The organism is Streptomyces sp. NBC_01618 (assembly GCF_045209435.1).
GTDB lineage: Bacteria > Actinomycetota > Actinomycetes > Streptomycetales > Streptomycetaceae > Streptomyces.
In genome coordinates this window covers 7277401-7303063 of the sequence record NZ_CP109297.1, presented here as the reverse complement: position 1 = coordinate 7303063, position 25663 = coordinate 7277401, and the positions used below count along the sequence as shown (strand labels likewise).

Annotated in this window: 24 protein-coding genes; 13 read left to right on the top strand and 11 right to left on the bottom strand. The window is 72.2% G+C overall.

The window, feature by feature from the left end:
- The first annotated feature begins 33 nt into the window (after positions 1-33).
- Positions 34-1665, top strand: a complete 1632-nt coding sequence (locus tag OH735_RS33935; protein ID WP_406385473.1) for a class I adenylate-forming enzyme family protein — start codon at positions 34-36, stop codon at positions 1663-1665.
- A gap of 85 nt (positions 1666-1750) precedes the next feature.
- On the opposite strand, the gene OH735_RS33930 is transcribed toward OH735_RS33935, so the two are convergent.
- The gene (locus tag OH735_RS33930) at positions 1751-2527 is read right to left on the bottom strand and encodes an SDR family oxidoreductase (RefSeq protein WP_406385472.1); all 777 of its coding nucleotides are present in this window, start codon (positions 2525-2527) and stop codon (positions 1751-1753) included.
- Between the two features lie 328 nt (positions 2528-2855).
- Here OH735_RS33930 and OH735_RS33925 point away from each other — a divergent pair, with 328 nt between their 5' ends.
- Both OH735_RS33925 and OH735_RS33920 read left to right on the top strand, forming a co-directional pair.
- A complete protein-coding gene (locus OH735_RS33925) occupies positions 2856-3713 on the top strand; it encodes a TIGR03619 family F420-dependent LLM class oxidoreductase (protein ID WP_406385471.1) in 858 nt (285 codons plus the stop codon).
- Positions 3714-3751: 38 nt separating this feature from the next.
- Entirely contained in the window at positions 3752-4243 is a 492-nt protein-coding gene (locus OH735_RS33920; RefSeq protein WP_406385470.1) for a nuclear transport factor 2 family protein, read from the top strand.
- 140 nt (positions 4244-4383) lie between these two features.
- On the opposite strand, the gene OH735_RS33915 is transcribed toward OH735_RS33920, so the two are convergent.
- Positions 4384-5295: an SDR family oxidoreductase gene (locus OH735_RS33915; RefSeq protein ID WP_406385469.1), complete on the bottom strand. Its 912-nt coding sequence runs from the start codon at positions 5293-5295 to the stop codon at positions 4384-4386.
- Positions 5296-5511: 216 nt separating this feature from the next.
- Here OH735_RS33915 and OH735_RS33910 point away from each other — a divergent pair, with 216 nt between their 5' ends.
- Genes OH735_RS33910 through OH735_RS33895 form a run of 4 tightly spaced genes read left to right on the top strand, consistent with a single transcriptional unit; the run spans position 5512 to position 8967 of the window.
- On the top strand, positions 5512-6267 hold the full coding sequence (locus tag OH735_RS33910; protein ID WP_406385468.1) for an enoyl-CoA hydratase family protein: 756 nt from the start codon (positions 5512-5514) through the stop codon (positions 6265-6267).
- A gap of 14 nt (positions 6268-6281) precedes the next feature.
- Positions 6282-7130, top strand: a complete 849-nt coding sequence (locus OH735_RS33905) for a CoA transferase subunit A (protein WP_406386860.1) — start codon at positions 6282-6284, stop codon at positions 7128-7130.
- The gene (locus OH735_RS33900; protein ID WP_406385467.1) at positions 7127-7900 is read left to right on the top strand and encodes a CoA-transferase subunit beta; all 774 of its coding nucleotides are present in this window, start codon (positions 7127-7129) and stop codon (positions 7898-7900) included. Before OH735_RS33905 ends, OH735_RS33900 begins: the two co-directional genes overlap by 4 nt.
- A complete protein-coding gene (locus OH735_RS33895) occupies positions 7897-8967 on the top strand; it encodes an NAD(P)H-dependent flavin oxidoreductase (protein WP_406385466.1) in 1071 nt (356 codons plus the stop codon). The genes OH735_RS33900 and OH735_RS33895 overlap by 4 nt, the downstream gene beginning before the upstream one ends.
- A 149-nt stretch (positions 8968-9116) precedes the next feature.
- On the opposite strand, the gene OH735_RS33890 is transcribed toward OH735_RS33895, so the two are convergent.
- From OH735_RS33890 to OH735_RS33875, 4 genes are read right to left on the bottom strand one after another with little or no spacing between them, the layout of a single operon-like run.
- Positions 9117-10274, bottom strand: a complete 1158-nt coding sequence (locus OH735_RS33890; protein WP_376345456.1) for an acetyl-CoA C-acetyltransferase — start codon at positions 10272-10274, stop codon at positions 9117-9119.
- A gap of 33 nt (positions 10275-10307) precedes the next feature.
- Positions 10308-10895, bottom strand: a complete 588-nt coding sequence (locus OH735_RS33885) for a TetR/AcrR family transcriptional regulator (protein WP_406386859.1) — start codon at positions 10893-10895, stop codon at positions 10308-10310.
- Positions 10896-10951: 56 nt separating this feature from the next.
- Complete coding sequence (locus OH735_RS33880) at positions 10952-11737, bottom strand: SDR family oxidoreductase (RefSeq protein WP_406385465.1); 786 nt, start codon at positions 11735-11737, stop codon at positions 10952-10954.
- Positions 11734-12900 carry an acyl-CoA dehydrogenase family protein gene (locus OH735_RS33875; RefSeq protein ID WP_406385464.1) on the bottom strand — a complete coding sequence of 389 codons (1167 nt, stop codon included), beginning with the start codon at positions 12898-12900 and terminating at the stop codon, positions 11734-11736. Before OH735_RS33875 ends, OH735_RS33880 begins: the two co-directional genes overlap by 4 nt.
- A 48-nt stretch (positions 12901-12948) precedes the next feature.
- Between OH735_RS33875 and OH735_RS33870 the strand changes: the two genes are divergently transcribed.
- The 5 genes from OH735_RS33870 (at position 12949) to OH735_RS33850 (ending at position 18169) form a co-directional block, all read left to right on the top strand.
- The gene (locus OH735_RS33870) at positions 12949-13797 is read left to right on the top strand and encodes an enoyl-CoA hydratase (protein WP_406385463.1); all 849 of its coding nucleotides are present in this window, start codon (positions 12949-12951) and stop codon (positions 13795-13797) included.
- Positions 13797-15017, top strand: a complete 1221-nt coding sequence (locus tag OH735_RS33865; RefSeq protein ID WP_406385462.1) for an acyl-CoA dehydrogenase family protein — start codon at positions 13797-13799, stop codon at positions 15015-15017. The genes OH735_RS33870 and OH735_RS33865 overlap by 1 nt, the downstream gene beginning before the upstream one ends.
- Positions 15017-16012, top strand: coding sequence for an acyl-CoA dehydrogenase family protein (locus OH735_RS33860; protein ID WP_406385461.1), 996 nt, complete (start codon positions 15017-15019; stop codon positions 16010-16012). Before OH735_RS33865 ends, OH735_RS33860 begins: the two co-directional genes overlap by 1 nt.
- Positions 16009-17094 (top strand): acyl-CoA dehydrogenase family protein, encoded by a 1086-nt coding sequence (locus tag OH735_RS33855; RefSeq protein WP_406385460.1) that lies wholly within the window; start codon positions 16009-16011, stop codon positions 17092-17094. Before OH735_RS33860 ends, OH735_RS33855 begins: the two co-directional genes overlap by 4 nt.
- Before the next feature lie 289 nt (positions 17095-17383).
- Entirely contained in the window at positions 17384-18169 is a 786-nt protein-coding gene (locus OH735_RS33850; protein WP_406385459.1) for an SDR family oxidoreductase, read from the top strand.
- A 225-nt stretch (positions 18170-18394) separates the two neighbouring features.
- On the opposite strand, the gene hsaA is transcribed toward OH735_RS33850, so the two are convergent.
- The 4 genes from hsaA to OH735_RS33830 form a co-directional block, all read right to left on the bottom strand.
- Entirely contained in the window at positions 18395-19561 is a 1167-nt protein-coding gene (gene hsaA, locus OH735_RS33845; protein ID WP_406385458.1) for a 3-hydroxy-9,10-secoandrosta-1,3,5(10)-triene-9,17-dione monooxygenase oxygenase subunit, read from the bottom strand.
- Between the two features lie 27 nt (positions 19562-19588).
- Entirely contained in the window at positions 19589-21166 is a 1578-nt protein-coding gene (locus OH735_RS33840; protein ID WP_406385457.1) for a FadD3 family acyl-CoA ligase, read from the bottom strand.
- Entirely contained in the window at positions 21163-21954 is a 792-nt protein-coding gene (locus OH735_RS33835; RefSeq protein ID WP_406385456.1) for an SDR family NAD(P)-dependent oxidoreductase, read from the bottom strand. Before OH735_RS33835 ends, OH735_RS33840 begins: the two co-directional genes overlap by 4 nt.
- Before the next feature lie 161 nt (positions 21955-22115).
- Entirely contained in the window at positions 22116-23696 is a 1581-nt protein-coding gene (locus OH735_RS33830; RefSeq protein ID WP_406385455.1) for an FAD-binding protein, read from the bottom strand.
- Between the two features lie 258 nt (positions 23697-23954).
- Between OH735_RS33830 and OH735_RS33825 the strand changes: the two genes are divergently transcribed.
- Positions 23955-24581 (top strand): TetR family transcriptional regulator, encoded by a 627-nt coding sequence (locus tag OH735_RS33825; protein WP_406385454.1) that lies wholly within the window; start codon positions 23955-23957, stop codon positions 24579-24581.
- A 101-nt stretch (positions 24582-24682) separates the two neighbouring features.
- Here OH735_RS33825 and OH735_RS33820 read toward each other — a convergent pair whose 3' ends face one another.
- Positions 24683-25618 carry a 3-oxoacyl-ACP reductase gene (locus tag OH735_RS33820; RefSeq protein WP_406385453.1) on the bottom strand — a complete coding sequence of 312 codons (936 nt, stop codon included), beginning with the start codon at positions 25616-25618 and terminating at the stop codon, positions 24683-24685.
- Positions 25619-25663 lie beyond the last annotated feature (45 nt).

The following is a 25663-nucleotide window of genomic DNA, read 5'->3' as shown; positions in this document are numbered from 1 at the left end:
AGTGGAGTCCCGATGCCCCCGGAGGAGTCCCCGATGACCAGCGACACCGACGCCCTCGCCGTGATGGCCGGGCTCACCGGCCCCGGTTGCCGGTTCGAACTCGCCGAGGACGACGTCCTGGGCACCCGTCTCCCGGTCTTCACCCATCGCCACCGTGCGCTGCACGAGGTGCTCCACGAGTCCGTCCGGTTCGCCGACCGGGAGTACGTCGTCACGGCGGACCGAAGGCTGACGTTCGCCGAGCACGCCGCCCAGGTGGCCTCGCTGGCACGGGTGCTGCGCGAGGAGCACGGCGTCGCCAAGGGCGACCGGGTCGCCATCGCCGCCGCCAACTCGGTCGAGTGGATCCAGACGTTCTGGGCCACCGCGTCGATCGGCGCCGTGGTGGTCGGTTTCAACGCCTGGTGGTCGGCGCGCGAGCTGGAGTACGGCGTCGGGCACGCGGCCCCCTCCCTGGTCGTGGCCGACGCCAAGCGGGCCGCCCTGCTCGCCGGGGTCGAGGTGCCCGTGCTCTCGGTCACAAAGGACATCTCCCGCTTCGCCGCCGCGTACGACGACGAGCCGCTGCCCTCCGTGGACGTCACCGAGGACGACCCGGCCGTCATCCTCTACACCTCCGGCACGTCCGGCCGTCCCAAGGGCGCGGTCCACACCCACCGCAACCTGTTGTCCGTCGTGGAGTTCCACCGGCTGAACGACGCCCTGCTGACGGCGTTCGGCGAGCCGCTGGACCCGATGGACCGTGTCCATCTGCTCGCCCTGCCGCTGTTCCACATCGCCGGCCTGCACAATCTGGTCGTGCCGCGCCTGGCGACGGGCAGCAAGATCGCCCTGTACGAAGGCGCCTTCGACGCGGATGCCGTGCTGCGCATGGTGGAGCGTGAGCGGATCACGAACTGGGGCGCCGTCCCCACGATGGCCAACCGGCTCCTGGAACACGGCGACGTCAGCGCGTACGACACGTCCTCGCTGACCGCGTTCTCGCTGGCCTCCGCACCCTCCTCGACCCGGTTCAAGGAGCGGCTGCGCAAGCAACTGCCGTTCGCGAAGGACTCGCTCGTGGACAGTTACGGCCTGACGGAGTCCTGTACCGCGATCGCCGTGGCCACCTCCCAGGATCTCGCGGAGGCACCCGGATCGCTCGGCCGGCCGGTCACCGGTGTCCAGTTGGAGATCCGCGACCCCCTCGGCGAAGCGCTTCCCGAGGGGGAGGAGGGCGAGGTGTGCGTCCGCAGCGCCTTCAACATGCTGGGGTACTGGGGCGACGAGGAGGCCACCGGGAACGCGATCGGCGAGGACCGCTGGCTGCGCACCGGCGACATCGGCTGCCTGCGGGATGGGCGGCTGTATCTGACCACGCGCCGCTCCGACCTGATCATCCGCGGTGGGGAGAACGTCTACCCCGCCGAGATCGAGGGGGTGCTGAGCGCGTACCCCGACGTCTTGGAGTGCATCGTGCTCGGCGCCCCGCACCCCGACCTGGGCCAGGAAGTGGCGGCCGTCGTGGTGACGAGGGCCGGGTCCGCGGTCACCGAGGAGGCCCTGCGCGCGTACGCCGCCGGCGAGCTGGCCTACTTCAAGGTCCCGACGCGCTGGCGGCTCACCACCGAGAGCCTGCCCCGCAACGCGACGGGCAAGGTGTTCCGCGCGTCCGTGCGGCCCTGACCCGGCCGGCTCCGGCGTCGGGGTCGGCCCGCCGTCCCGGTCCCGCACGGTCCGGGGCGGCGGGGGGCCTCGGCGACGTGGGCGCTCAGAACACCGACGGTCCGCGCAGCGTCGCCTCGGCTCCGCCGTCGGTGTAGAGCACCTGTCCGGTGATGTGGGTGTTCTCGGCCGAGGCCAGGAACGCCACCGCCCGGGCCACGGCCTCGGGTTCCATGTAGCCGCCCAGCGGCATCGGGACGGCGGTGTCCATCGCCCGCTTCATCGCCGGATCGTCGAAGAGTCCCGCGCTCATCGGAGTGAGCACCACGCCGGGGGCCACCACGTTCACCGGGATTCCGGCATCGGCCCACCCTTCGGCGACGGCGGTGCGCCGGGCCCACTGGGCCAGTGCCGACTTCGACGAGGGGTAGAGCCGCCGCTCCCGCCCGTCCGCGATCGCTGCCCGGGTGTGAACCAGGGCGGTCTCCTCGTCGTCGGCGAGGCAGGCCGCCACGACGGCCGGGTCCGCCGGCTGGGTGCCGGAGATGGACCCGATCAGCACCACGCGCGGGGCCGATGATGCGGCGAGGGCGGGCCGCAGGGCCGTCACGAACCCGGTGCTGCCGAAGTAGTTCACGGTCACCATGGCCTCGCCGGGCACCGAGGTGCCGGCGCAGGTGACCACGGCGTCCACGACTCCGCCGGCCGCCCGAGCCGCGGCCTCGGCCGCCGCGGCGCGGCCGTCCGGCGTGGCCAGGTCGGCCGCGATCTCCGCACCCCGCAGGTCGACCCCGATCACACGGTCGCCCCGCGCCCGTAGCAGTGCGGCGAGGGCCGCTCCGATCCCGGAGCCGGCTCCGGTCACGACGACGCAGCGGGTCATGGCATCTCCTCACATCGAAAGATCGCAGGCTCGGACGTGCGGACCGCCGTCCGACCGGAGCCCGGCGCGGGCCGGACCGGACGGACGGTCTGGACCGGACGGACGGTCTGGACCGGACGGACCGGACGGACCGTTCGTCCGGGACTCGGGTCCGCATCCGACGCTACGGGGAGCGTGCGGGAGGCCGGGGCGGCCGTTCCCAGTGACCGGGAAGCCGGCGGGACGGCGGGACGACGGCGGACGTCTCCCGCCCACCGGGACGAGGCCCGCCCGGTTCCCGCCTCACCGGTTTGGATGTGAGCTCCCGTACCGTACGAAAGAGGTGCCCATGCGACTCGGAATCACCAGTCCCGTCGTCACGGCCGTCCCCGGCGCCCACTCCCCCTGGGAGCGCACCGCCGGCATCGAGGAGCTCGGGGCGATCGCCGAGGCCGCGGACCGCTTCGGCTTTCACCACCTGACCTGTTCCGAGCACGTGGCCGTCCCCACCGGCATCGCCGAGCAGCGCGGGGGGACCTACTGGGACCCGCTCGCCACCTTCGGCTACCTCGCCGCCCGCACCAGCCGCATCCGGTTCGCCACCCAGGTCCTGGTGCTCGGCTACCACCATCCGCTGGCCATCGCGAAGCGCTACGGCACGCTCGACCGGATCTCGGGCGGCCGCCTCGTCCTGGGGCTCGGTGTCGGCAGCCTGGAGGAGGAGTTCGCCCTTCTCGGCGCGGCCTTCGAGGGCCGGGGCGCGATCGCGGACGACGCCATCGCGGCGCTGCGGGCCGGTCTGTCGCAGCGCGAACCGGCTTACCACGGCAAGCACTTCGACTTCGAGGGCTTCATGGTGGAGCCGCATGCCGTGCAGGAGCGGGTGCCGCTGTGGATCGGTGGCCGCACACCGCGTTCGCTGCGCCGTGCCACGACGTACGGCGATGGCTGGGTCCCCTTCGGGCTCCCGCTGGAGAAACTGCGGGAGATGGTCGACGCGGCCGATCTGCCCGAGGGCTTCGAGGTCGTCCTCAGCGCCGGCCGTCCGCTCGATCCGGCCGGGGACGGGGAGCATACGGCGCTGGCGCTGCGGAAGGTCGCCGAGGCCGGCGCCACGCTGGTGAGCGTCTCCCTCGCCGCCGAGTCGGCGGCCCATTACGTCGAGCAGGTCGAGGCGCTGGCCGCGATCGCCGCCGATCTCACCTGAACTCCGCGGATCTCCGCCCCCGTTCCGACAGGAGAAACATGATGGATGACCGGATCGCCGCGCTCGAGGCACGGCTGCGGCAGTTGGAGGACGAGCGGGAGATCGCCCGCCTGATGGCGTCGTACGGGCCGCTCGTCGACAGCGGGGCGGCGGACGAGGTCGCCGCGCTCTGGGAGCCGGACGGCGTGTACGACATCGACGAGGTCTACCTCGCCGGTCAGGAGCAGATCCGGGCGATGGTGCGTTCCGATGCCCACCGGAGCTGGATCCGAGGAGGGTGCGCGCACGTGGTGGGGCCCCCGCACGTCACGGTCGACGGCGACGAGGCGGTCGCGGTGTGCCACTCGCTGATGGTCGTGCACGAGGAGGGCCGGTACATCGTCCGCCGGGCCACGGCCAACCACTGGCAGCTGCGGCGCACCGGGACCGGCTGGCGGGTCACCATCCGCACCAACCGCATCCTCGACGGGCGCCCCGACTCCCCCGAACTGCTGAACAACGGCGTGCGGGGCGAGAAGGCACGCGGCTGAGCGGACGCGTCGTTGCCGTCACCGGATCCGGTGACGGCAACGACGCGTCGTGGACCCCGTGATCCGGACGAGAGGTCCCGCAGCGCGGTGGTACCCGTCCGGCCGGACGGGTACCACCGCGCTGTGACACGGACGGTGTGTCAGCGCGCCCCGTACACCGGCTGCGGGGGCTCGGAGTCGGCGAGCAGCTTGAGCGCCGCCTCCCCCGCCTCCGCCGGCGTCCAGCGGGCTCCCTTGTCCGCGGTGGGCCCCGGCCGCCAGCCCTCCATGACGGTGATCCGGCCGGCCTCGGCCTCGAAGACCCGGCCGCTCACCCCGGCGGACGCGGCGGAGCCCAGCCAGACGGCGAGGGGGGAGACGTTCTCCGGGGCCATGGCGTCGAATCCGCTGTCCTCGGGGGCCGCCATGGTTTCGGCGAAGGTCTGCTCGGTCATCCGGGTCCGGGCGGCCGGGGCGATGGCGTTGACCTGGACGCCGTAGCGGCCCATCTCGGCCGCGGCGACCAGCGTCAGACCGATGATCCCTGCCTTGGCGGCGGAGTAGTTGCCCTGTCCGACGCTGCCCAGGAGACCTGCCCCGGAGCTGGTGTTGACGACCCGCGCCTCGGGCGTACGGCCGGCCTTCGCCTCGGCGCGCCAGTGCGCGGCGGCGTGCTTGAGCGGCAGGAAGTGGCCCTTGAGGTGGACGCGCATCACCGCGTCCCAGTCGTCGTCGTCCAGGTTGACGAGCATGCGGTCGCGCAGGAATCCGGCGTTGTTGACGAGGGTGTCGAGGCGGCCGAAGGCATCGAGGGCGGTGGCGATCAGTGAGGCCGCGCCCTCGGTGGTGGTGATGTCGCCGCCGTGTGCCACCGCCTCGCCGCCGAGTGCGCGGATCTCCTCGACGACCTGCTGGGCGGGCCCGGTGGCCCCTCCGGTGCCGTCGAGGCCCACTCCGAGGTCGTTGACGACGACCTTGGCGCCCTCGGCGGCGTGTGCGAGGGCGTGCGCGCGCCCGAGCCCGCGGCCCGCCCCGGTGATGACGGCGACGCGTCCCGTGCACAGTCCGGTCATGGGTGTGTGTCCTTTCGGTGAGCGAATCCAGTGCCCCTCCCGGCAAGCTTTGCCGGTCACCGCAGTTGGTCTGCGGCCAGAACCCGCCGGCCGGTGTCGGAAGCGGCGCATCCGGTCGGTTCGGCGATCGCTGCCCATGGACATCTCCCGCCGCACGCCGATCACTGCTAGCTTGCAACCTAACAAACGCTTGGTGGAAAGGTAGCTGATCTGCTCATGGGTGTCTCCACCTCCGCCCCGGAAGAGGGCATCGCCCTCATCTCCGTGGACTACCCCCCGGTCAACGCCCTCCCCGTACAGGGCTGGTACGACCTGGCCGCCGCGGTACGCGCCGCGGGGGCCGATCCGAAGGTGCGATGCGTGGTGCTCCGCGCCACGGGCCGCGGCTTCAACGCCGGCGTCGACATCAAGGAGATGCAGCGCGCGACCGGCCACGACGCCCTCATCGGCGCCAACCGCGGCTGCTACGAGGCGTTCGCCGCGGTCTACGACTGCGAGGTCCCCGTGGTCGCCGCCGTGCACGGCTTCTGCCTGGGCGGCGGCATCGGCCTGGTCGGCAACGCGGACGCCATCGTCGCCAGCGACGACGCGACCTTCGGCCTGCCCGAGCTGGACCGCGGCGCGCTCGGCGCGGCCACCCACCTGGCCCGGCTGGTCCCCCAGCACCTGATGCGGGCCCTGTACTACACCTCGCGGACCGCCACCGCGCAGGAGCTGCACCAGCACGGCTCCGTGTGGCGGGTCGTACCGCGCGAGCAACTGCCGGACGCGGCGCTGGAGCTGGCCCGCGAGATCGCCGCCAAGGACGGGACGCTGATCCGCTTCGCCAAGGCCGCGATCAACGGCATCGACCCGGTCGACGTACGCCGCAGCTACCGCTTCGAGCAGGGCTTCACCTTCGAGGCCAACCTCAGCGGCGTGGCCGACCGCGTCCGCGACACCTTCGGCACGGAACAGGAGCAACAGTCGTGAGCAGGGACAAGACCATGACCGCCGACGAGGTCGTCGGCCGGCTGGAGAGCGGCATGACGATCGGCATCGGCGGCTGGGGTTCCCGGCGCAAGCCGATGGCGCTGGTGCGCGCGCTGCTGCGCTCGGACGTCACCGACCTGACCGTCGTCTCCTACGGCGGTCCGGACGTCGGGCTGCTCGCCGCCGCCGGACGGATCCGCAAGCTGATCGCCGCCTTCGCCACGCTCGACTCCATCCCCCTCGAACCTCACTTCGGTGCGGCCCGGCAGCGGGGTGCGTTCGAGATGGTGGAGCTGGACGAGGCCATGTTCATGTGGGGGCTGACCGCCGCCACGCAGCGACTGCCCTTCATGCCGGTGCGGGCGGGGCTCGCCTCGGACGTGATGCGTGTCAACCCGCGGCTGCGGACGGTCACTTCACCGTACGAGGACGGCGAGGAGTTCGTCGCGGTCCCGGCACTGCGGCTGGACGCCGCGCTCGTCCACCTCAACCGCGCCGATGTGCACGGCAACGCCCAGTACCTCGGCCCCGACCCGTACTTCGACGACCTGTTCTGCGAGGCCGCCGACACCGCGTACGTCTCCTGCGAGCAAATCGTGGACACCGCGGAGCTGCTCAAGGCGAACGGACCGCAGACGCTGCTGGTCAAGCGGGCGTTCGTGAACGGTGTCGTCGAGACCCCGAACGGCGCGCACTTCACGTCGTGCGTGCCCGACCACGACCGCGACGAGACGTTCCAACGGGCCTATGCCCAGGCCGCCCGCGACCCCGAGGCGTGGCAGGCGTTCACCGAGCGGTTCCTGTCCGGGGACGAGGCCGCGTACCAGGCCGCGGTGGCGGCGTTCCACGAGGAGGAAAAGTGAACGGCAGCACAGGGACGACGACGGCGACGCGGGCCGAATACTGCGTGGTGGCCTGCGCCGAGGCATGGCGGGACGCGGGCGAGGTCCTGGCCAGCCCGATGGGGACCGTCCCCACGATCGGGGCCCGGCTGGCGAAGCTCACCTTCTCCCCCGATCTGCTGCTGACCGACGGCGAGGCGCTGCTCATCGGCGACGTGCCGGCGGTCGGTGCGAAGTCCGAGGTGGCGGAGGGGTGGCTGCCGTACCGTCAGCATCTGACCATGACCGCCACGGGACGGCGGCTCGTGATGATGGGCGCGACCCAGATCGACCGCCACGGCAACCAGAACATCTCCTGCATCGGCGACTGGGCCGCCCCCAAGCGGCAGCTGCTGGGGGTGCGCGGCGCCCCGCTCAACACCCTGAACAACCCGACGAGTTACTGGATCCCCAGGCACTCGGCGCGGGTGTTCGTCGAGCGGGTCGACATGGTCTGCGGCGTCGGCTACGACCGCGCCGCCGCGGCCGGCCCTGCCGCGGCCCGGTACCACCGCATCCCGGACGTCATCAGCAACCTGGGCGTCTTCGACTTCGAGACCCCGGACCGCACGATGCGGCTGCGCTCCCTGCACCCCGGCGTCACGGCCGAAGAGGTCGCCGAGGCCACCGGCTTCGCGCTCACGATCCCCGACGAGGTGCCGTACACCCGCGAGCCCACCGCCGCGGAGCTGCGGCTGATCCGCGAGGTCATCGACCCGAAGGGCGTGCGCGAGCGCGAGGTCCCAGCATGAGCGGCGCCGGCATCACCACCCCCTTCACCGAACTGGTCGGCGTGACCCACCCCATCGTGCAGACCGGGATGGGGTGGGTCGCGGGTCCCCGCCTGGTCACGGCGGCCGCCGAAGCGGGCGCGCTCGGGATCCTCGCCTCCGCCACGATGACCGTCGAACAGCTCCGCTCCGCCGTCCGCGAGGTCACCTCACGCACGGACGCGCCGTTCGGCGTCAACCTGCGGGCGGACGCGGGGGACGCTGCCGAGCGGGTACGGATCATCATCGACGAGGGCGTCAAGGTCGCCTCGTTCGCGCTGGCGCCCTCCCGTGAACTGATCGCGCGGCTGAAGGACGCCGGGGTGGTGGTCATCCCGTCCATCGGCGCCAGAAGGCATGCGGAGAAGGTCGCCGCGTGGGGCGCCGACGCGGTGGTGGTGCAGGGCGGCGAGGGGGGCGGCCACACCGGGAGCGTCGCGACCACCGTCCTGCTCCCCCAGGTCGTCGACGCGGTGGACATCCCGGTCGTCGCGGCGGGCGGCTTCCACGACGGCCGCGGTCTGGTCGCCGCGCTGTCCTACGGCGCGGCCGGGATCGCCATGGGCACCCGCTTCCTGCTCACCTCCGACAGCACCGTGCCCGCGGCGGTCAAGGCGAAGTACCTGGCCGCGGCAGTGACGGACGTGACCGTCACCACCGCCGTGGACGGCCTGCCGCACCGGATGCTGCGCACCGAAATGGTGGACGCGCTGGAACGCTCGGGACGGGCCGCCGCGCTGCTGCGGGCGGTCCGGCACGCCACGGCCTTCAAGAAGGAATCGGGCCTGGGCTGGGCGCGGATGATCCGCGACGGCCTGGCGATGAAGCACGGCAAGGAACTGACCTGGAGCCAGGTCCTGCTGGCCGCCAACACCCCGATGCTGCTCAAGGCCTCGATGGTCGACGGGCGCACCGATCTCGGGGTGATGGCCTCCGGCCAGGTCGCGGGGCTGATCGACGATCTGCCGTCGTGCGCCGAACTCGTCGACCGCATCATGGCCGAGGCGGACGCCACGCTCCGCGGTCTGCCCCTTCCCCTGCCACGCTGAGAACGAGCACGGCGAAGCGCGAGTGCCCGCGGCCTTGACGGCCGCGGGCACTCGCGCTTCGGTGCGCCGGACATCCGGACGACGCCGTGCGGGGTGCGGCGTCCCGGACCGGGAGCCGCACCCCGCACGGATGCTTGTCTGACGATACGTCAGAGACGTTCGATGATGGTGACGTTGGCCTGGCCGCCGCCCTCGCACATGGTCTGCAGGCCGTACCGGCCGCCGGTGCGGTCGAGTTCGTGCAGCAGCGTGGTCATCAGCTTGGTGCCGGTGGCGCCCAGGGGGTGGCCGAGGGCGATGGCGCCGCCGTTGACGTTGACCTTCTCCGGGTCGGCTCCGGTCTCCTTCAGCCAAGCCAGGACGACCGAGGCGAACGCCTCGTTGATCTCGACCAGGTCGATGTCGTCGAGGGAGAGTCCGGTCTTCTTCAGCGCGTACGCCGTCGCCGGGATCGGCGCGGACAGCATCCGGATCGGATCCTCGCCGCGCACCGAGAGGTGGTGGATACGGGCCCGCGGGGTCAGGCCGTGCTCGCGGACGGCCCGTTCGGAGGCGATGAGCATCGCGGCGGCCCCGTCCGAGACCTGCGAGGAGACGGCGGCGGTCAGCCGGCCGCCCTCGACCAGCGGCTTCAGGCCGGCCATCTTCTCCAGCGAGGTGTCCCGGCGCGGGCCCTCGTCGCTCGTCACGTCGCCGTAGGCGACGATCTCCCGGTCGAAGCGGCCCTCGTCGATGGCCCGGATCGCCCGCTGGTGCGAGCGCAGCGCGAACTCCTCCATCTGCTCCCGGGTGATGCCCCACTTCGCGGCGATCAGCTCGGCGCCGTGGAACTGGTTGACCGGCTGGTCGCCGTAGCGCGCCCGCCAGCCCGCGGAGCCGGCGTACGGCCCCTCGGTGAGTCCGAGCGGTTCGGCGGCCTGGCGGCTGGCGAAGGCGATCGGGATCTGCGACATGTTCTGGGTGCCGCCGGCGACGACCAGGTCCTGGGTGCCGGAGAGCACCCCCTGGGCCGCGAAGTGCACGGCCTGCTGGGAGGAACCGCACTGCCGGTCCACGGTGACGCCCGGCACCTCCTCCGGCAGCCCGGCGGCCAGCCAGCAGGTGCGGGCGATGTCCCCGGCCTGCGGGCCGACGGTGTCCAGGCAGCCGAAGACGACGTCCTCGACGGCCGCCGGGTCGATGCCCGTGCGCTCGACGAGCGCGGTGAGCACGTGTGCTCCCAGGTCGGCCGGGTGCGCGGCGGCGAGCCCGCCGTTGCGCCTGCCTACCGGGGTGCGGACTGCTTCGACGATATAGGCCTCGGCCATGACTGCTCCTTGTTCTGTGTTCACAGTGACATGTCAGTCCCGCAGGGCGATGCCCTCCAGCACCATGGACAGGTACTGGCGGGCGATCTCCTCGGGGCTGTGCTGTCCGCCCGGCCGGTACCACGACGCGGCGACCCAGACGGTGTCGCGCACGAAGCGGTAGGTGAGCCGGATGTCCAGATCGGCACGGAAGATCTCGGCGGCGACGCCGCGTTCCAGGGTTGCCAGCCACGCCTTCTCGAATTTCACCTGCGAGTCGGCGAGATAGTGGAATCGTGGCTGGGAGGAGAGGTGCTTGGACTCCTTCTGGTAGATGTCGACCGCGGCACGGTGCCGGTCGATCTCCCGGAAGGATTCGGTGACGAGGGCCTCGATGGTCTCCCGCGGGCCGAGTCCGGCGGCGAGTACGGCGTCGTACCCGGCCCACAGCTCGTCCAGGAAGGTGGAGAGGATCTCGTCGAGCATCGACTCCTTGGAGTCGAAGTGGTAGTAGAGGCTTCCCGCGAGCATTCCGGCGGCGTCGGCGATCTTGCGGACGGTGGTGGCGTTGTATCCCTGTGCGGCGAACACCTCGGCGGCGGTGGCCAGGAGTTCGCTGTGCCGCTCGGGGGACGGGCTCATCGTGGTCTTCTCGCCTTTGCCGGGCGCGCTGCGCTTCGGTATCCGGTCAACACTCGTCACGCCCGCTGGCTGCTGACCGAGACCGTCTCGCCCGTCATGTACGAGGAGTAGCCACTGGCCAGGAAGACGATCACGTTGGCGACCTCCCAGGGCTCGGCATAGCGGCCGAACGCCTCGCGCTCGGTGAGCTCGGCCAGCAGTTCGGGGGTGGTCACCTTCACCAGGTGCGGGTGCATCGCGAGGCTCGGCGCGACGGCGTTGACGCGCACGCCGTACTCGGCGGCCTCGACGGCCGCGCAGCGGGTGAGCGCCATCACGCCGGCCTTGGCGGCGGCGTAGTGCGCCTGGCCGCGCTGGGCGCGCCAGCCGATCACCGAGGCGTTGTTGACGACGACGCCCCCGCGCTCCCGCTCCTTCATCCGTCGCAGCGCGGCGCGGGTGCAGCGGAAGGTGCCGTTCAGGGTGACGTCGAGAACCGTGGACCACTGCTCGTCGGTCATCTCGACCAGGTCTGCGGTGCCGCCGAGTCCGGCGTTGTTGACGACGATGTCGAGTTGGCCGTGCTGCTCCTGAGCGAGGTCGAAGAGGGCCGCGACCTGTTGTTCGTCGGTGACGTCGCACGGCAGTGCGGCGACCCGGTCGGCGCCGAACTCCTCGGCGAGCGCTTCGGCGCTCTCCTTCAGCCGGCGCGCATGGGCGTCGCCGATGACGATCCGGGCGCCCTCCTCCAGGAATCTGCGGGCGGTGGCCCCGCCGATGCCCGCACCGGCGGCGGCGGTGATGACGGCGGTGCGGCCGTCGAGCAGTGCGTGGCCGGGCACGTAGGGCGGCGATGTGGTCATGGGCGGGCCTCCTTGGGCAGGCCGAGGACGCGCTCGGCGATGATGTTGCGCTGGATCTCGTTGGAGCCGGCGTAGATGGTGTCGGAGCGGGAGAAGAGGAACAGCCGCTGCCAGTCGGTGAGGTCGTACGGCTGACCGGCGGCCAGCATGCCGTCGGCGCCGCAGACGTCCATGGCGAGCTCGCCCAGTTCCCGGTGCCAGGTCGCCCAGAAGATCTTGCCGATGGACGCCTCGGGGCCGGGGGCGCCCGCGGCGACCTGGTCGAGCATCCGCAGGGCGTTGCAGCGGATGGTCTCCAGACCGACCCAGGCGCGGGCGAGCCGGTCGCGGATCAGCGGGTCGTCGGCCGCGCCGTTGCGCCGGGCCAGTTCGATGAGGGACTCCAGTTCGCGGCGGAAGCCGACCTGCTGGCCGAGGGTGGAGACCCCGCGCTCGAAGCCGAGGGTGGCCATGGCCACCTTCCAGCCCTCTCCGGGGGCGCCGACGACGTGTCCGGCGCGGGTGCGCGCACCGTCGAAGAACACCTCGTTGAACTCCGAGGTGCCGGTCAGCTGGTTGATCGGCCGGATCTCGACGCCGGGCTGGTCCAGCGGCACCAGGAGGTAGGACAGGCCCTGGTGGCGGGTCGATCCGGCTTCGGTGCGGGCGACGACGAAGCACCAGTCGGACTCGTGGGCCAGTGAGGTCCAGATCTTCTGCCCGGTGACGACCCAATCCTCGCCGTCCCGCTCGGCGCGGGTCCGTACGTTCGCCAGGTCGGAACCGGCGTCCGGCTCGCTGTATCCCTGGCACCACAGCTCCCGGGCTTCCACGATCGGTGGCAGGAACCGCTCCTGCTGCTTGGGCGTGCCGAAGGCGATGAGGGTGGGGCCGAGCAGTTGTTCCCCGATGTGGCCCACCCGGGCGGGGGCGTCGGCCAAGGCGTACTCCTCGTGGAAGGCCACCTGTTGCTCCAGGGTCGCGCCCCGGCCGCCGTACTCCTTCGGCCAGCCCACGCACGTCCAGCCCTCGGCCGCCATGTGCCGTTCCCAGGCGAGCCGTTCGGCGAATGCCTCGTGCTCCCGGCCCGGGCCGCCACGGCCACGCAGGCCCGCGAACTTCCCTGTGAGGTGGGCGGCCAGCCAGTTGCGGAACTCGGTACGGAACTCCTCGACGCTGCTCATGGCCGTACGGTAGTCTACCAAACACTTGTTAGGGAAGGAGGGGGCCCGATGACCGCTGCCCACGACGAACCGGTGCGCTACGAGAGGCAAGGCCCGGTCGCGACCGTCACCATGAACCGGCCCGACTACCGCAACGCCCAGAACTCCGCGATGACCTACGCCCTGGACCGGGCCTTCTACCGCGCCGCCGACGACGACGAGGTCAAGGTCGTCGTCCTGGCCGGAGCGGGGAAGCACTTCTCCGCGGGCCACGACATCGGCACGCCGGAACGGGACGCCCACCTGCCGTTCGACCGCAAGACCGGACTGTGGTGGGACCACTCGGACAAGGCCGGGGCCGAAAGCCGCTTCGCCCGCGAGTCCGAGGTCTACCTGGGCATGTGCCGCCGCTGGCGCGAACTGCCCAAGCCGGTCATCGCCTCGGTGCAGGGCGCCTGCGTCGCGGGGGGCCTGATGCTCGCCTGGGTCTGCGACCTGATCATCGCCTCCGACGACGCGTTCTTCGCCGACCCGGTGGTCCGCATGGGCATCCCGGGCGTCGAGTACTTCGCGCACCCCTGGGTGATGCCGCCGCGCATCGCCAAGGAGTTCCTGTACACCGGCGACCGGATGAGCGCCCAGCGGGCGTACGAGGTCGGCATGGTCAACCGCGTTGTCCCGCGCGCCGAACTGACCGAACGCGTCACGGAGTTGGCGACCCGGATCGCCGAGATGCCGCGCATGGGGCTCGCCCTGACCAAGCGCGCGGTCAACCAGGCCGAGGACCTGCAGGGTCTGCACACCGGCATGGACTCGGTCTTCGGACTGCACCACCTCGCACACGCGCACAACGCCGAGACCGCCCCCGACGCGCTGGGCGGCATGGACATCCGCGCGATGAAGAAGGCGGGATCCTGATGGACCTCGATTTCACCGAGCAGGAGGACGCCTTCCGCGCCGAGGCCAGGGCCTGGCTCGCCGCGCACGTCCTCGGCACCCCGCTGCCCTCCCTGGAGACCGCCGAAGGCTTCACCGCCCACCGGCAGTGGGAACGCACCCTCTTCACGGACCGCTGGTCGGTGGTCTCCTGGCCCGAGGAGTACGGCGGACGCGGCAGTTCGATCCTTCGATGGCTGATCTTCGAGGAGGAGTACTACGCGGCCGGCGCGCCCGGCCGGGTCAGCCAGAACGGCATCAACCTGCTCGCCCCCACCCTCTTCGAGCACGGTACGCAGGAGCAGCGCACCCGCATCCTGCCCCGCATGGCGAGCGGCGAGGTCATCTGGGCCCAGGCCTGGTCCGAGCCGGAGTCCGGCTCCGACCTCGCCTCCCTGAGCTCGACGGCCGTGCGCACCGACGGCGGCTGGCTGCTAAACGGCCAGAAGACCTGGTCCTCGCGGGCCGCCTTCGCCGACCGGGCCTTCGGCCTCTTCCGCAGCGACCCTGATGCCGGCAGGCCGCACCAGGGCTTGACGTATCTGATGTTCCCGCTGGACGCCGACGGCGTGACCGTACGGCCCATCGGTCGGCTCGACGGCAAGCCCGCCTTCGCCGAGCTCTTCCTCGACGACGTGTTCGTGCCCGACGAGGACGTCATCGGCGAGCCCGGGCAGGGCTGGCGGGTGGCGATGAGCACCGCGGGCAACGAGCGCGGCCTGACCCTGCGCAGCCCCGGCCGCTTCACCGCGGCCGCCGACCGCCTGACCGCGCTGTGGCGGGAGCGGGCCGATCCCGCCGACACGGCTCTGCGCGACCGGGTCGCCGATGCGGTGATCGGCGCCCGCGCCTACCAGCTGTTCACCTACGCGGGCGCCTCGCGCCTGGCCGAAGAGGGGGGCGGGCCCGCAGGGCCCTCGAGCAAGGGTGGTGGTGGGCGACGGGCGGGATCGATCGGCGCCGAGTCCAGCCTCAACAAGATCTTCTGGTCCGAGCTCGACATCGCCCTGCACGAAACCGCCCTGGACCTCCTCGGTCCGTACGGCGAGCTGGCCGACGGCGCCAAGGAGGCGCCCGGACACGGCAGTTGGGCCGAGGGCTACACCTTCTCCCTCGCCGGGCCGATCTACGCCGGCACGAACGAGATCCAGCGCGACATCATCGCCGAGCGGCTGCTCGGCCTGCCGAAGGGACGCCGGTGATGCGGTTCCTCCTGGACGACGAACAGCGGGAGTTCGCCCGCACCCTGGACGGAATGCTCGGCTCGTACGACACCACGGGTGCCGTACGGGCCTGGGCGTCCGGCGACCACGGACCCGGGCGCGCGCTGTGGGACCGGCTCGCGCAGGCCGGGGTCTTCGCCCTCGCCGTACCGGAGCAGCACGACGGCCTCGGCCCGCTCCCGCTCGAACTGGCCGTCGCCTTCACCGAACTGGGACGGCACGCCGTCCCCGGACCGCTTGTCGAGACCGTCGCCGCCGCCGCGCTCCTGGACCGGCTCGGCGACGAGGCCGCTGCCGCCGATTGGCTGCCCGTGATCGCCTCCGGCAAGACGGTCGCCTCGCTCTGCCTGCTCTCCCCCGACAGCCCCTACGCCCTGGACGCCGATGCCGCCGACGCCGTCTTCGTCGTGGACGGCGACACCCTGCGCCTGGCGGAGTCGGCGGGCCCCGTCCAGCCGTCCGCCGACCCGGCCCGACGGCCGGCCCGGCCGGTCGGCACAGCCGTGCTGGCGCGGGGGCCCGAGGTCGTCGCCGCGGCCGCGCACGCCGCCGATATCGCGGCGCTGGCCACGGCCGCCCAGGCCCTCGGGCTCGGCCGCGCCCTGCTGGCGCGCACGGTCGAATACGTCCGCCAGCGCACCCAGTTCGGGGTGGCCATCGGTTCCTTCCAGGCGGTGAAGCACCGGCTGGCGGACACCCTCCTCGCCCTCGAATTCGCCCAGCCGCTGGTCCACTCGGCCGCCCTGGCCCTGGCCTCCGGCCGGGCGTCGGCCCGCGAGATCGCGGCGGCCAAGGTCACGGCGGGCGAGGCCGCGTACGCCGCGTCCCGCACGGCCCTGCAACTGCACGGCGCCCTCGGCTACACCGACGAACTCGACCTGTCGTTGTGGATCCGCAAGGCCCGCCCCCTGCGCGATGCCTGGGGCACTCCCGCCGCTTGCCGGGCCCGCGTTCTTCAGGGAGCAGACATATGAGACTGACGGCGGAACAGGAGGAACTGCGGTCCGCCGTACGGTCGTTGCTCGCGCGTTACGAGGGTGCGACGGCCTGGCGTCCGCTGACCGGGCAGATCGGCGTCGCGGGGCTCGCCGTCCCCGAGGAGTACGGCGGCGCGGGCTGCGGAGCGGCGGAAGTCCACGTCGTGATGGAGGAGTTGGGGCGGGAGCTGAGCCCGGTCCCCTGTCTCGGCTCCGCGGTGCTCGCGGTGCAGGCGCTGCTCGCCTCCGGTGACGCGGCGGCCTGCACCCGGTTGCTGCCGCGGCTCGCCGAGGGCCGCGCGGTGGGGACGCTGGCGTGGGCCGAGCAGGGTTCCTGGGACCCGGCGGCGATCCGGGCCGGGGCCGTCGCAGGCCCCGGCGACGGCGACGGCGGCACCTGGCGGATCACCGGAACCAAGGAGCACGTGCTGGACGGCGTCGAGGCCGATGTGCTGCTCGTGGCGGCCCGCACGGCGGCCGGGGTCTCGCTCTTCGAGGTAGCCGTGGACGGTGCGGGAGTACGCCGCGAGGCGGTGGTGGCGATGGACCTGACGCGGCCACAGGCGCGCGTGGTCCTCGACGGCGCCGAGGGCCGGCTCATCGGCACCGACGGCGAGGGCGACCGGGTGCTGCGGCACGTACTGGACCTGGCCTGCGCGGCGCTCGCCGCGGAGCAGGTCGGCGCGGCCGAACGCTGTCTCGAACTCACGGTCGCGTATGCCAAGGACCGTGTCCAGTTCGGCCGGCCCATCGGTTCCTTCCAGGCGGTGAAGCACCGGCTCGCTGACGCGTACGTGCTGGTGGAGTCGGCGCGCTCGGCCGCACTCGGCGCGGCCTTCGCGGCCGTCGAGGGCTCGTCGGAGCTGAGCCGGTCGGCGGCCGTCGCCAAGTCCGCCTGCTCGGAGGCGTTCTCCGCGGTGGCGGGCGAGATGATCCAGCTGCACGGCGGTATCGGCATCACCTGGGAACACACCGCGCACCGCTACTTCAAACGCGCGCACGGCTCCGGCCGGCTCTTCGGCCCGCCGTCGTGGCACCGGGGCCGGCTCGCCACCGGCCTGGGGCTGACCGCGGCGTGACCGGCCGGGCACAAGCCCGGTCACCCGGGTCCGTGGTTCCAGCCACGGATTCCAGTAAGACCGACCGGCAAATGGGGGGCGGGAGAAGGAGCGGGGCTGGGTGCGTGCAGCTGCAAGGCGGAGGATTGAGGCAGATGGGGTCTCCCCTGCTCGAGCGAAGCCGAGAGCTTGGGGAAGGAGCGTTGGTGATTGACGACAACGCCGCAGATGCGCGTGCCCGGCCCCGCGACGCCGCCCCCCATTTGCCGGTCGGTCTAAGACCGACCGGAGCCTGACAGAAGGCGGGAACATGGACAGAAACAACCCGATGGACTTCACCGGACGAGTCGTGGTGGTCACCGGGGGTACCAAGGGCATCGGTGCGGCGATCGCCGAGGCGTTCCTCGGCGCGGGCGCGGATGTGGTCGTCTGCGGCCGCGACGAGCCGGGGTCGCTGCCCGGCGCGAACAGCCGGCACGCCGTGTTCCTCCCGGCCGATGTCCGCGACCCCGCGGCGGCGGCGCGGCTCGTCGACGGCACCGTGGACCGCTTCGGCCGGCTGGACGTCCTCGTGAACAACGCGGGCGGCTCTCCCGACGCCCAAGCGGCCACGGTCTCGCCGCGGTTCGTCGAGAAGATCGTCGCCCTCAATCTGCTGGCCCCGTTCTACGTGGCCCAGGCCGCCAACCGGGTCATGCGGACCCAGAGCGGTGGTGGCTCGGTCATCAACATCGGCAGTGTCTCCGCCCACGACCCGCAGCCCGGCACGGCCGCCTACTCCGCCGCCAAGGCCGGTCTGCTCACCCTGACCAGGGCACTGGCCCTGGAGTGGGCGCCGAAGGTGCGGGTCAACCACATCACCACCGGCCTGATCCGCACGGAGAGCGCCGCGGCCGTCTACGGCGAGGACGGCGGGGCCGCGGTGGCGCGGGTCGTCCCGATGGAGCGGATGGCCGTCCCGCAGGATGTCGCGGGCGCCTGTCTGTACCTCGCCGGTGGCCTCGCCTCCTACGTCAACGGCGCGGACCTGGCGGTGCACGGCGGCGGCGAGTTCCCTTCCCGCTATCTCGCCGTGAAGTCCGGCGAGACACGGTGAGGCCGGGCGGACGGGCCGGTTGAGGTCTGTGTGCGGGCCCCTCGGGGGCCCGCACGGAAACGGCCGCGCGGGTGCCGCGCGGCCGTTTCCCTTTTCCGTCTCGCCGTGACTGGACTTTCCGTCTCGCCGTGACCGGACTTTCCGTCTCGCCGTGACCGGACATTCCGTCTCGCCGTGACGCGACGAGGCGCCCCCGCCGGAGTCCGGCAGCGGCGCCTCGTCGGCTCAGACCAGGTTGTCCTCGACGGTGAGCCCGAAAGCGCCGCGGCCGTACATCGCCAGCGCCCGTTCGACGTCGTTGGCCACGTGCACACTGCCTGCGTGGGCGTCCCGCCAGGCGCGTTCGATGGGGTTGCCCCGGCGCAGCGAGTTGCCGCCCGCCGTCTTGAACAGCAGGTCCATCGCGGCGACGGCCCGCTCGGTGCCCCGCACCTGGTCCCGGCGCGTGCGCAGGCGCAGTTCCACGGGGATCTCTCCCCCCTCCGCCGCCAGGGCGGACAGCTCGCGCAGGTTGCGGTCCATCTGCAGCAGCGTCGCGTCGAGGTCGGAGGCCGCCCGCGCGATCGCGACCTGGGCGAAGGGGTCCTCGATGAACCTGCCGCCGCCCAGGCTGAGCCGGACCCGCTCCTTCATCAAGGAGATGTACGAGTCGTAGCCGCTGGCCACCGCGCCGATGACCGGAGCGGTGATCGCACTGGTGAAGACGGCCGCGAACGGCAGCCGGTACAGCGGCCCGGGGTTGACCTTCTGGCCGGGCCCCTTCAGCTGCGCCTGCTCATAGTTGCGGATCACGCGGTGGGCCGGGACGAACACCGGCTCCACGACGATGTCGTTGCTGGCGGTGCCCCGCAGCCCCACCACGTCCCAGACGTCCTCGATCCGGTAGTCGCAGCGAGGTACCAGCACCGTCATGAAGTCGACGGGACGGCCCTGCGCACCGACGACCAGGGCCCCCAGCAGCGCCCATCCGGCGTGCCCGCAGCCGGAGGAGAAACTCCACCGGCCGGAGAGCCGGTAGCCGCCGTCGACCGGGGTCAGCCGGCCCACGGGCGCGTAGGCCGACGAGACCAGGGTGTCCTGGTCCTCGCCCCACACCTCGTCCTGCGCCTGCCGGTCGAACAGTGCCAGCTGCCAGGGGTGCACGCCCAGCACCGAGGCCACCCAGCCGGTCGAGCAGCAGACGGCGGAGATCGCCCGGACCACTTCGTAGAAGTCCACCGGGTCGCCCTCCAGCCCGCCGTACCGCCGGGGCTGGAGCATCCGCAAGACGCCGGCGTCGACGAGTTCGCGGATCGTCTTCTCAGGCACCTGCCCCGATTCGTCGGTGGTCTGCGCCCGCTCCGCGATCGCGGGGAGCAGTGCGCGTACCGACTCCAGAACCTCGTTGCCCATCGTGCAGTCCTCCATGTCCGTGCGTCATCATGTGCTCTGGAGCCCGGCCTTGTGGACCTTGCCGGAGGCGTTGCGCGGGAACTCCTGGAGCACGACGACCTCGCGCGGGACCTTGAAGTTCGCCAGCCTGTCGCGGCAGAAGCCGATCAGCTCGGCGGCTGCGGCGTCCGCGCCCGGCCGCAGGGTCACATAGGCCCGTCCGACCTCGCCCAGCCGGTCGTCCGGGACGCCGACGACCGCGGCCTCGGCGACGGCGTCGTGCCGGCTGAGCACCTGCTCGATCTCCGCCGGGTAGACGTTGAAGCCTCCGACGGTGAACATGTCCTTCGACCGGCCGGTGATGGTCAGGTTGCCGCGCTCGTCGACGCGTCCCACGTCACCGGTGGCCAGCCAGCCGTCCGGGTCGACGGTCCCGGCGCTCGCCCCAGGATCGTCGAGGTAGCCGAGCATGACGTTGTAACCGCGCACCAGGACCTCGCCGTCCTGTCCCTCGGGCACGGTCCGGCCTTCGCCGTCGACGACGGCCAGTTCCACGCCGTCGATCGGCCGGCCGGCGGTCAGGGCCACGGTCTCGTCGTCGTCCTCGACGGCGCACGCGGTCACGGTGCCGCAGCACTCGGTCAGGCCGTACGCGGTGAGTACGACGGGAAACAGTTCGGCCCTCATCCGCTGCACCAGGGCGATCGGCACCACGGCGGAGCCCGTCACGGCCAGGCGCAGGGAGCTCAGGTCGTACCGGGTCCGATCCGGCGCGTCCAGGATCGAGGTGTAGATCGTGGGCGGGCCCGGCAGGACGGTGACGCGCTCCGCCTCGATGGCGGTCATCGCCTTCGACACGTCGAACACGGCTTGCAGGACCATCGTCGCGCCCTGCAGCAGACAGGCCAGGACCCCTGCCTTGTAGCCGAAGCAGTGGAACAGCGGGTTGATGATCAGGTAGCGGTCGTCGCCGGTGACTCCGGTCCGGCCGCACCAGGCCCGGTAGGTCGAGAGATTCTGCTGATGGCTCGTCAGCACGCCCTTGGGTCTGCCGGTCGTCCCGGAGGTGAACAGCAGATCCGACACGTCGTCGGGCCGTACGGACGCCCACCGGGCGACCGCCTCGTCCTCCGGGACCCGGCTGCCGAGCTCCACGAAGGCCGCCCACGGCCGCGCGGCGGAATCCGCCGGACCGCCGAGCGTGACCACGTCGACGAGATCGGGCAGCCCCGGGACCGGGGTCTCCCCGGTGGCGTCCGCGCCGAGCATGGCCAGGTAGTCGTTGCCCAGGAAGCCGTTCTCGACCAGCAGGAGCCGCGCCCGGCTCTTCTCGAGCACCCCGCGCGCCTCGTCGCCCTTGTACCGCGTGTTGACGGGTACCAGGATCGCGCCGGCACCGGCGACGGCGAGGGCGGCCACCACCCAGCGGTGGCTGTTGGGCGCCCACAGGGCGATCCGGTCGCCGCGCCGGACGCCGAGCGCCAGCAACGACCTCGTGGCCGCCAGGGCCTCGTGGCGCAGCTGCGCGTAGGTCAGCCGCACCTCGTCGTCCACGACCGCTTCCGTCCGCGGACAGGTGGTCGCGGCGAGGTCCAGTGCGCCGGGAATCGTCAGCGGGCCCCTCATGAGCTCGGGAGCAGGCGCCGGGACGCCTCGTGGGCGCCGCGTACGAGTCCGGCGCGGGGGAAGCCGCTGCGCTTCTCGGCCGCCGCCTGGTTGCCGCCGGCGACCCACACGGGTCCGTCGGCGAGATGGGCCAGGCCCTCCTCCGCGACGTCGTCGGGTTCGGCCACCCGCAGTCCGGGCAGGTCCATGCGCAGGCCGGCCCGTTCCATCGCGGGGGTGCGGGTCACGCCGAGGACCAGTTCGAGGACGTGCACGCCGTACGGCTCCAGCTCCAGCCAGAGCCCCTCGGCGAAGACCCGGCTGAACGCTTTCGCGGCTGAGTAGATGCTGATCTGTGCCTGGCCGAGGTAGCCGGAGAGCGAGCCGACGAGCATGATGCCGCCCCGGCCGCGCTCCTTCATGCTCGCGCCGAAGTGGTGCGAGAGGGCGAGCTGGGCGGTGATGTTGAGGTCGATCACGCCCTGGACCCGGTCGAGGTCGCTGCTCACGAACTCGTGGCCGTAGCTGTTGGCGCCCGCGTTGAAGATCAGCAGTCCGACCTCGACGTCATCGGTCGCCTTGCGGATCGATGCCAGTGCGCCGGGGTCGAGGAGGTCGAGTTCGAGGGTGCGCACCTCGACACCCTTGGCGCGGACCTCGTCGGCGGTCTGCCGCAGCGGTCCCGGCTTGCGTGCGACGAGGACCAGGTTGATTCCGGCGTCGGCGAGCCGGTGCGCGAAGGAGGCCCCCACGCCCTCGGATCCTCCGGCGACGACCGCCCACGGCCCGTACACGCTCTTGTCGATCATCGGCTTCCTTCCTGCCCGGCGCGACGGCCGTCCTTCGGAACGCGGTGTGCCGGGACGATAGGCCGGGGCACCGGGGGCGCGGCTGTCGCGATCCCACTGGTCGGGATCTTCCTCGGGTGGGGGCTGCTCGCGGCCGGCAGCGGGCCGGTGCCGCGATCCGGTCAGTCCGTCTGCTGCCGGGCGATGTCCTCGGCCGCCAGGTAGGCGAAGACCATCGCCGATCCGATCGGCACCCCCGGCCCCGGGTAGACCGAGCCGCTCACGGACGCCATGGTGTTGCCCGCCGCGTAGAGGCCCGGGACGACGTCGCCGTCGGGTGTCGTCACCCGGGCCCGGTCGTCGGTGGTCAGGCCGCCCTTGGTACCGAGGTCGCCCAGGACGACGGGAACGGCGTGGAACGGCCCCTTCTCCAGCGGCACGAGGCTGGGGTTCGGGCCCTCCCCCGTCGCGAAGAAGCGGTCGTAGGCGTCTTCCCCGCGGTGGAAGTCCTCGTCCTTGCCCGCCGCCGCGAACGCGTTGAACCGTTCGACCGTCGCGATGAGTTCGGCCGCGGGGACGCCGATCTGCTCCGCCAGGCCGGCCAGGGTGTCGGCCTTCTTCCACACGCCGCTGTCCAGGTAGGGCCGGGCGTCGGTGGGGTTCGCGCTGACGAAACCGGGCGGCAGCCCTTCCGTCGTGCCGTCGTAGATCCAGTAGCAGGGCAGCTGGACTCCGGCGGCCTCCTGGGCGAGCAGCGCGCGGCCCATCTGGTCGTAGGGCAGTGACTCGTTGGCGAACCGGCGTCCTTCGGCGTTGACGAAGATGCCGCTCGTCGCGCCGAGGGTGAAGGCCGCCGACGATTCGTCCAGCACCACGCTGGGGCACCACCAGCACTCGCTCAGCAGGTCGGTGCCCGCGCCGGCCGAGATGCCCGCCCGCAGCGCGTCGCCGGTGTTGGCTCCCACCGGTCCCATGGTCCATCGGGCGTCCCGGGGAGCCTGGTGCGTCCGGCGCAGTTCGTCGCTGCCCTCGAAGCCGCCGGCGGCGAGGATGACGCCCGCACGGGCCCGGATACGCAGCCGGCGGCCGTCTCGCAGTGCGTGGACGCCGACGACCCGGCCGTTCTCCTGGATCAGTCCGTTAAGGGCGGTGCTGTGGCTCAGCCGCACCCGCGGCGTCTCCCGCAGGGCCAGCAGGAAGCGTCCGACCAGGGCCTGTCCGCCCACCAGGCGGGTCCTGGGCACATCGGTGCCCAGGCGGTCGGCGGCCCATGAGGGGCGCAGGACGTCCACCAGGTCACCGAGGTCCTCGGCGTCGATGTCCTCCGGCACGATGGAGCGTCCGAGGTCGAACCTTCCCGGGGCGTCGTAGTAGTCCGGGAACGCCGCGTAGCAAAAGCGCAGATGACGGTTGCCCTCCAGGAGGGCGACCAGCTCCGCGCAGTGGCCGACGTACGACTCCTGCAGCGACGCCCTCGTGCGCTCGCCGACCGTGGCCCGCAGGTAGGTGAGCCCCTGCTGCGCGCTGTCGTCGAGTCCGGACCGCTGTTGCGCCTGGTTGCCCGGCAGCCACAGGGAGGCGCCGGAGTAGGCGGTGGTGCCGCCGAAGAGCGGCGTCTTCTCGATGAGCAGCGTGTCCAGCCCACGGGCCGCGGCCGTGTAGGCGCCCGTCAGGCCGCCGCCTCCCGAACCGGCCACGAGGACGTCGCACTCGTCGTCCCATCCTTCTTCGGCTGGGGGTGTGCTGCCTGCGGCAATGGACATGGGTGCCTCCCGCGCGGTGGTCGCTGTGCCGGTCAGCGTAGGAAGACGTGCCGTCTCCCCGGGGAACGAGGTCCCGTTCACCGGGAGGAAACCGGCCCGGCGTCCGTTTCGCCGCACGGAACGCGCCCCGCGTGCCCCGGAGCTGTCGGTGCGCGGTGGGCGCGCGGTCGCACTGAGCGGGACTGTCCAGCACCCTTCCCCGCCCCTTGCCGCGTATCCTCGGACGTCGTTCCTGTATACGACCGGTCAGGGGGAGAAGTGCCGAGAATCGCCGAGGCCAGGGCAGGTGCCGAGCCCAGTTCTCCCGGTCAGCGGGCGCGTCAGCTGCGCATCCTCCGGGCGGCCGCGGAGCTCGCCGCCGAGCAGGATCTGGACCGGGTGCAGATGCATGAGGTGGCCAAGGCCGCCGGAGTGGCGATCGGTACGCTCTACCGCTACTTCCCGTCGAAGACCCACCTGTTCACGGCGGTCATGGCCGAGCAGATCGAAGGCTTCGGCGCACGGCTGCCCGAGCGCGGCGCCGACTCCTCTCCGGTGGACGCCGTCTTCGAGACGCTGGCCAGTGCCACTCACAACCTGTTGCGCCATCCGACGCTCGCCACCGCGATGATCCAGTCGGCGAACTCCGCGAGCGCCGCGACGGTCACCGATGTGACGCGCGTCGACATCGGCTTCCGCGACCTCATGCTGAAGGCGTGGGGGGTGGAGCATCCCGCGGAGCAGCACCTCACCCGCGTCCGGCTGCTGACGCTGCTCTGGTACGGCGTCCTGCAGTCGCGGCTCAACGAGCGGATCTCCGCGGCCGACGCGGAGTCCGACGTGCGCATGGCGTGCGAGCTGCTGCTCGCGCCCGGCCCCACGCCCCTGGAGACGCGCTCCGGCTGATCCGTACCGGTGCGTGCGGAGCGCGCCGGTGCTGGGCAGCGCGAAGCGGGGGCCGTCCCCTTCCCGGGGACGGCCCCCGCTTCGCGCTGCCCAGCGAGGCGTCAGTTCGCGGCTGCCACGTTCTCGACCCCGGTGGTGTCGAGCTGGGCGACGCTGAAGGCCGCGTAGTTGTGGTACGGGTCGCGCCCGCTGAAATACGGCGTCAGCTGGGACTCGAGCTCCTCCGGGGTGAAGGCCCCGTCGGCCGCGGTGAACTTCCGTTCCACGGTGGGGGCCGCCATCAGGGCCACCATGTCGCCGTAGACGACGAACACCTGCCCGTTGATCTCTTCCGCGGCGGGCGAGGCCAGGTAGCTCACGAACGTCCCGACCCGCTCGGGGGCGAGGATGTCCAGCCCGTCGTCGGCATTGGCTCCGGCGCCGAAGACGCCCGCCGTCATACCGGTGCGGGCACGCGGACAGATCGCGTTGGCGCGCACGCCGTAACGGGACAGCCCTTGGGCGGTGGCCAGGGTCAGCGCGGTGATGCCGGCCTTCGCCGCGGAGTAGTTCGGCTGGCCCGGGGCCCCGAAGAGGAACGCCTCGGAGGAGGTGTTGACCACCCGCCCGTAGACGGGGCCGCCGGCCGCCTTGGCGGCCGCCCGCCAGTGCGCCGCCGCCGCGCGCGAGACGGCGGCGTGCCCCTTGAGGTGGACGCGGATGACGTCGTCCCAGTCGGACTCGGTGAGGTTGAAGAGCATCTTGTCGCGCAGCACACCCGCGTTGTTGACGAGGATGTCCAGGCTGCCGAAGCTCTCCACCGCGGCCCGCACCAGACTGTCGCCCATGGACCATTCGCCGACGTCGCCGGTCACCGCGACGGCCTCGCGGCCCAGGGCCTTGATCTCCGCGACGACCTCCTCGGCGGCCGGCCCCACGTCGTTCACCACCACGTTGGCGCCCCGGGCCGCGAGCGCCAGCGCCTCGCTCCTGCCCAGGCCGGCGCCGGCGCCGGTGACGACGGCGGTACGCCCCGCCAGGCTGCTCGTCGAGCTCATGCTGCCTCATTCCTCTCGTGCGACCTGCATTCCGAGAGCCCGAAA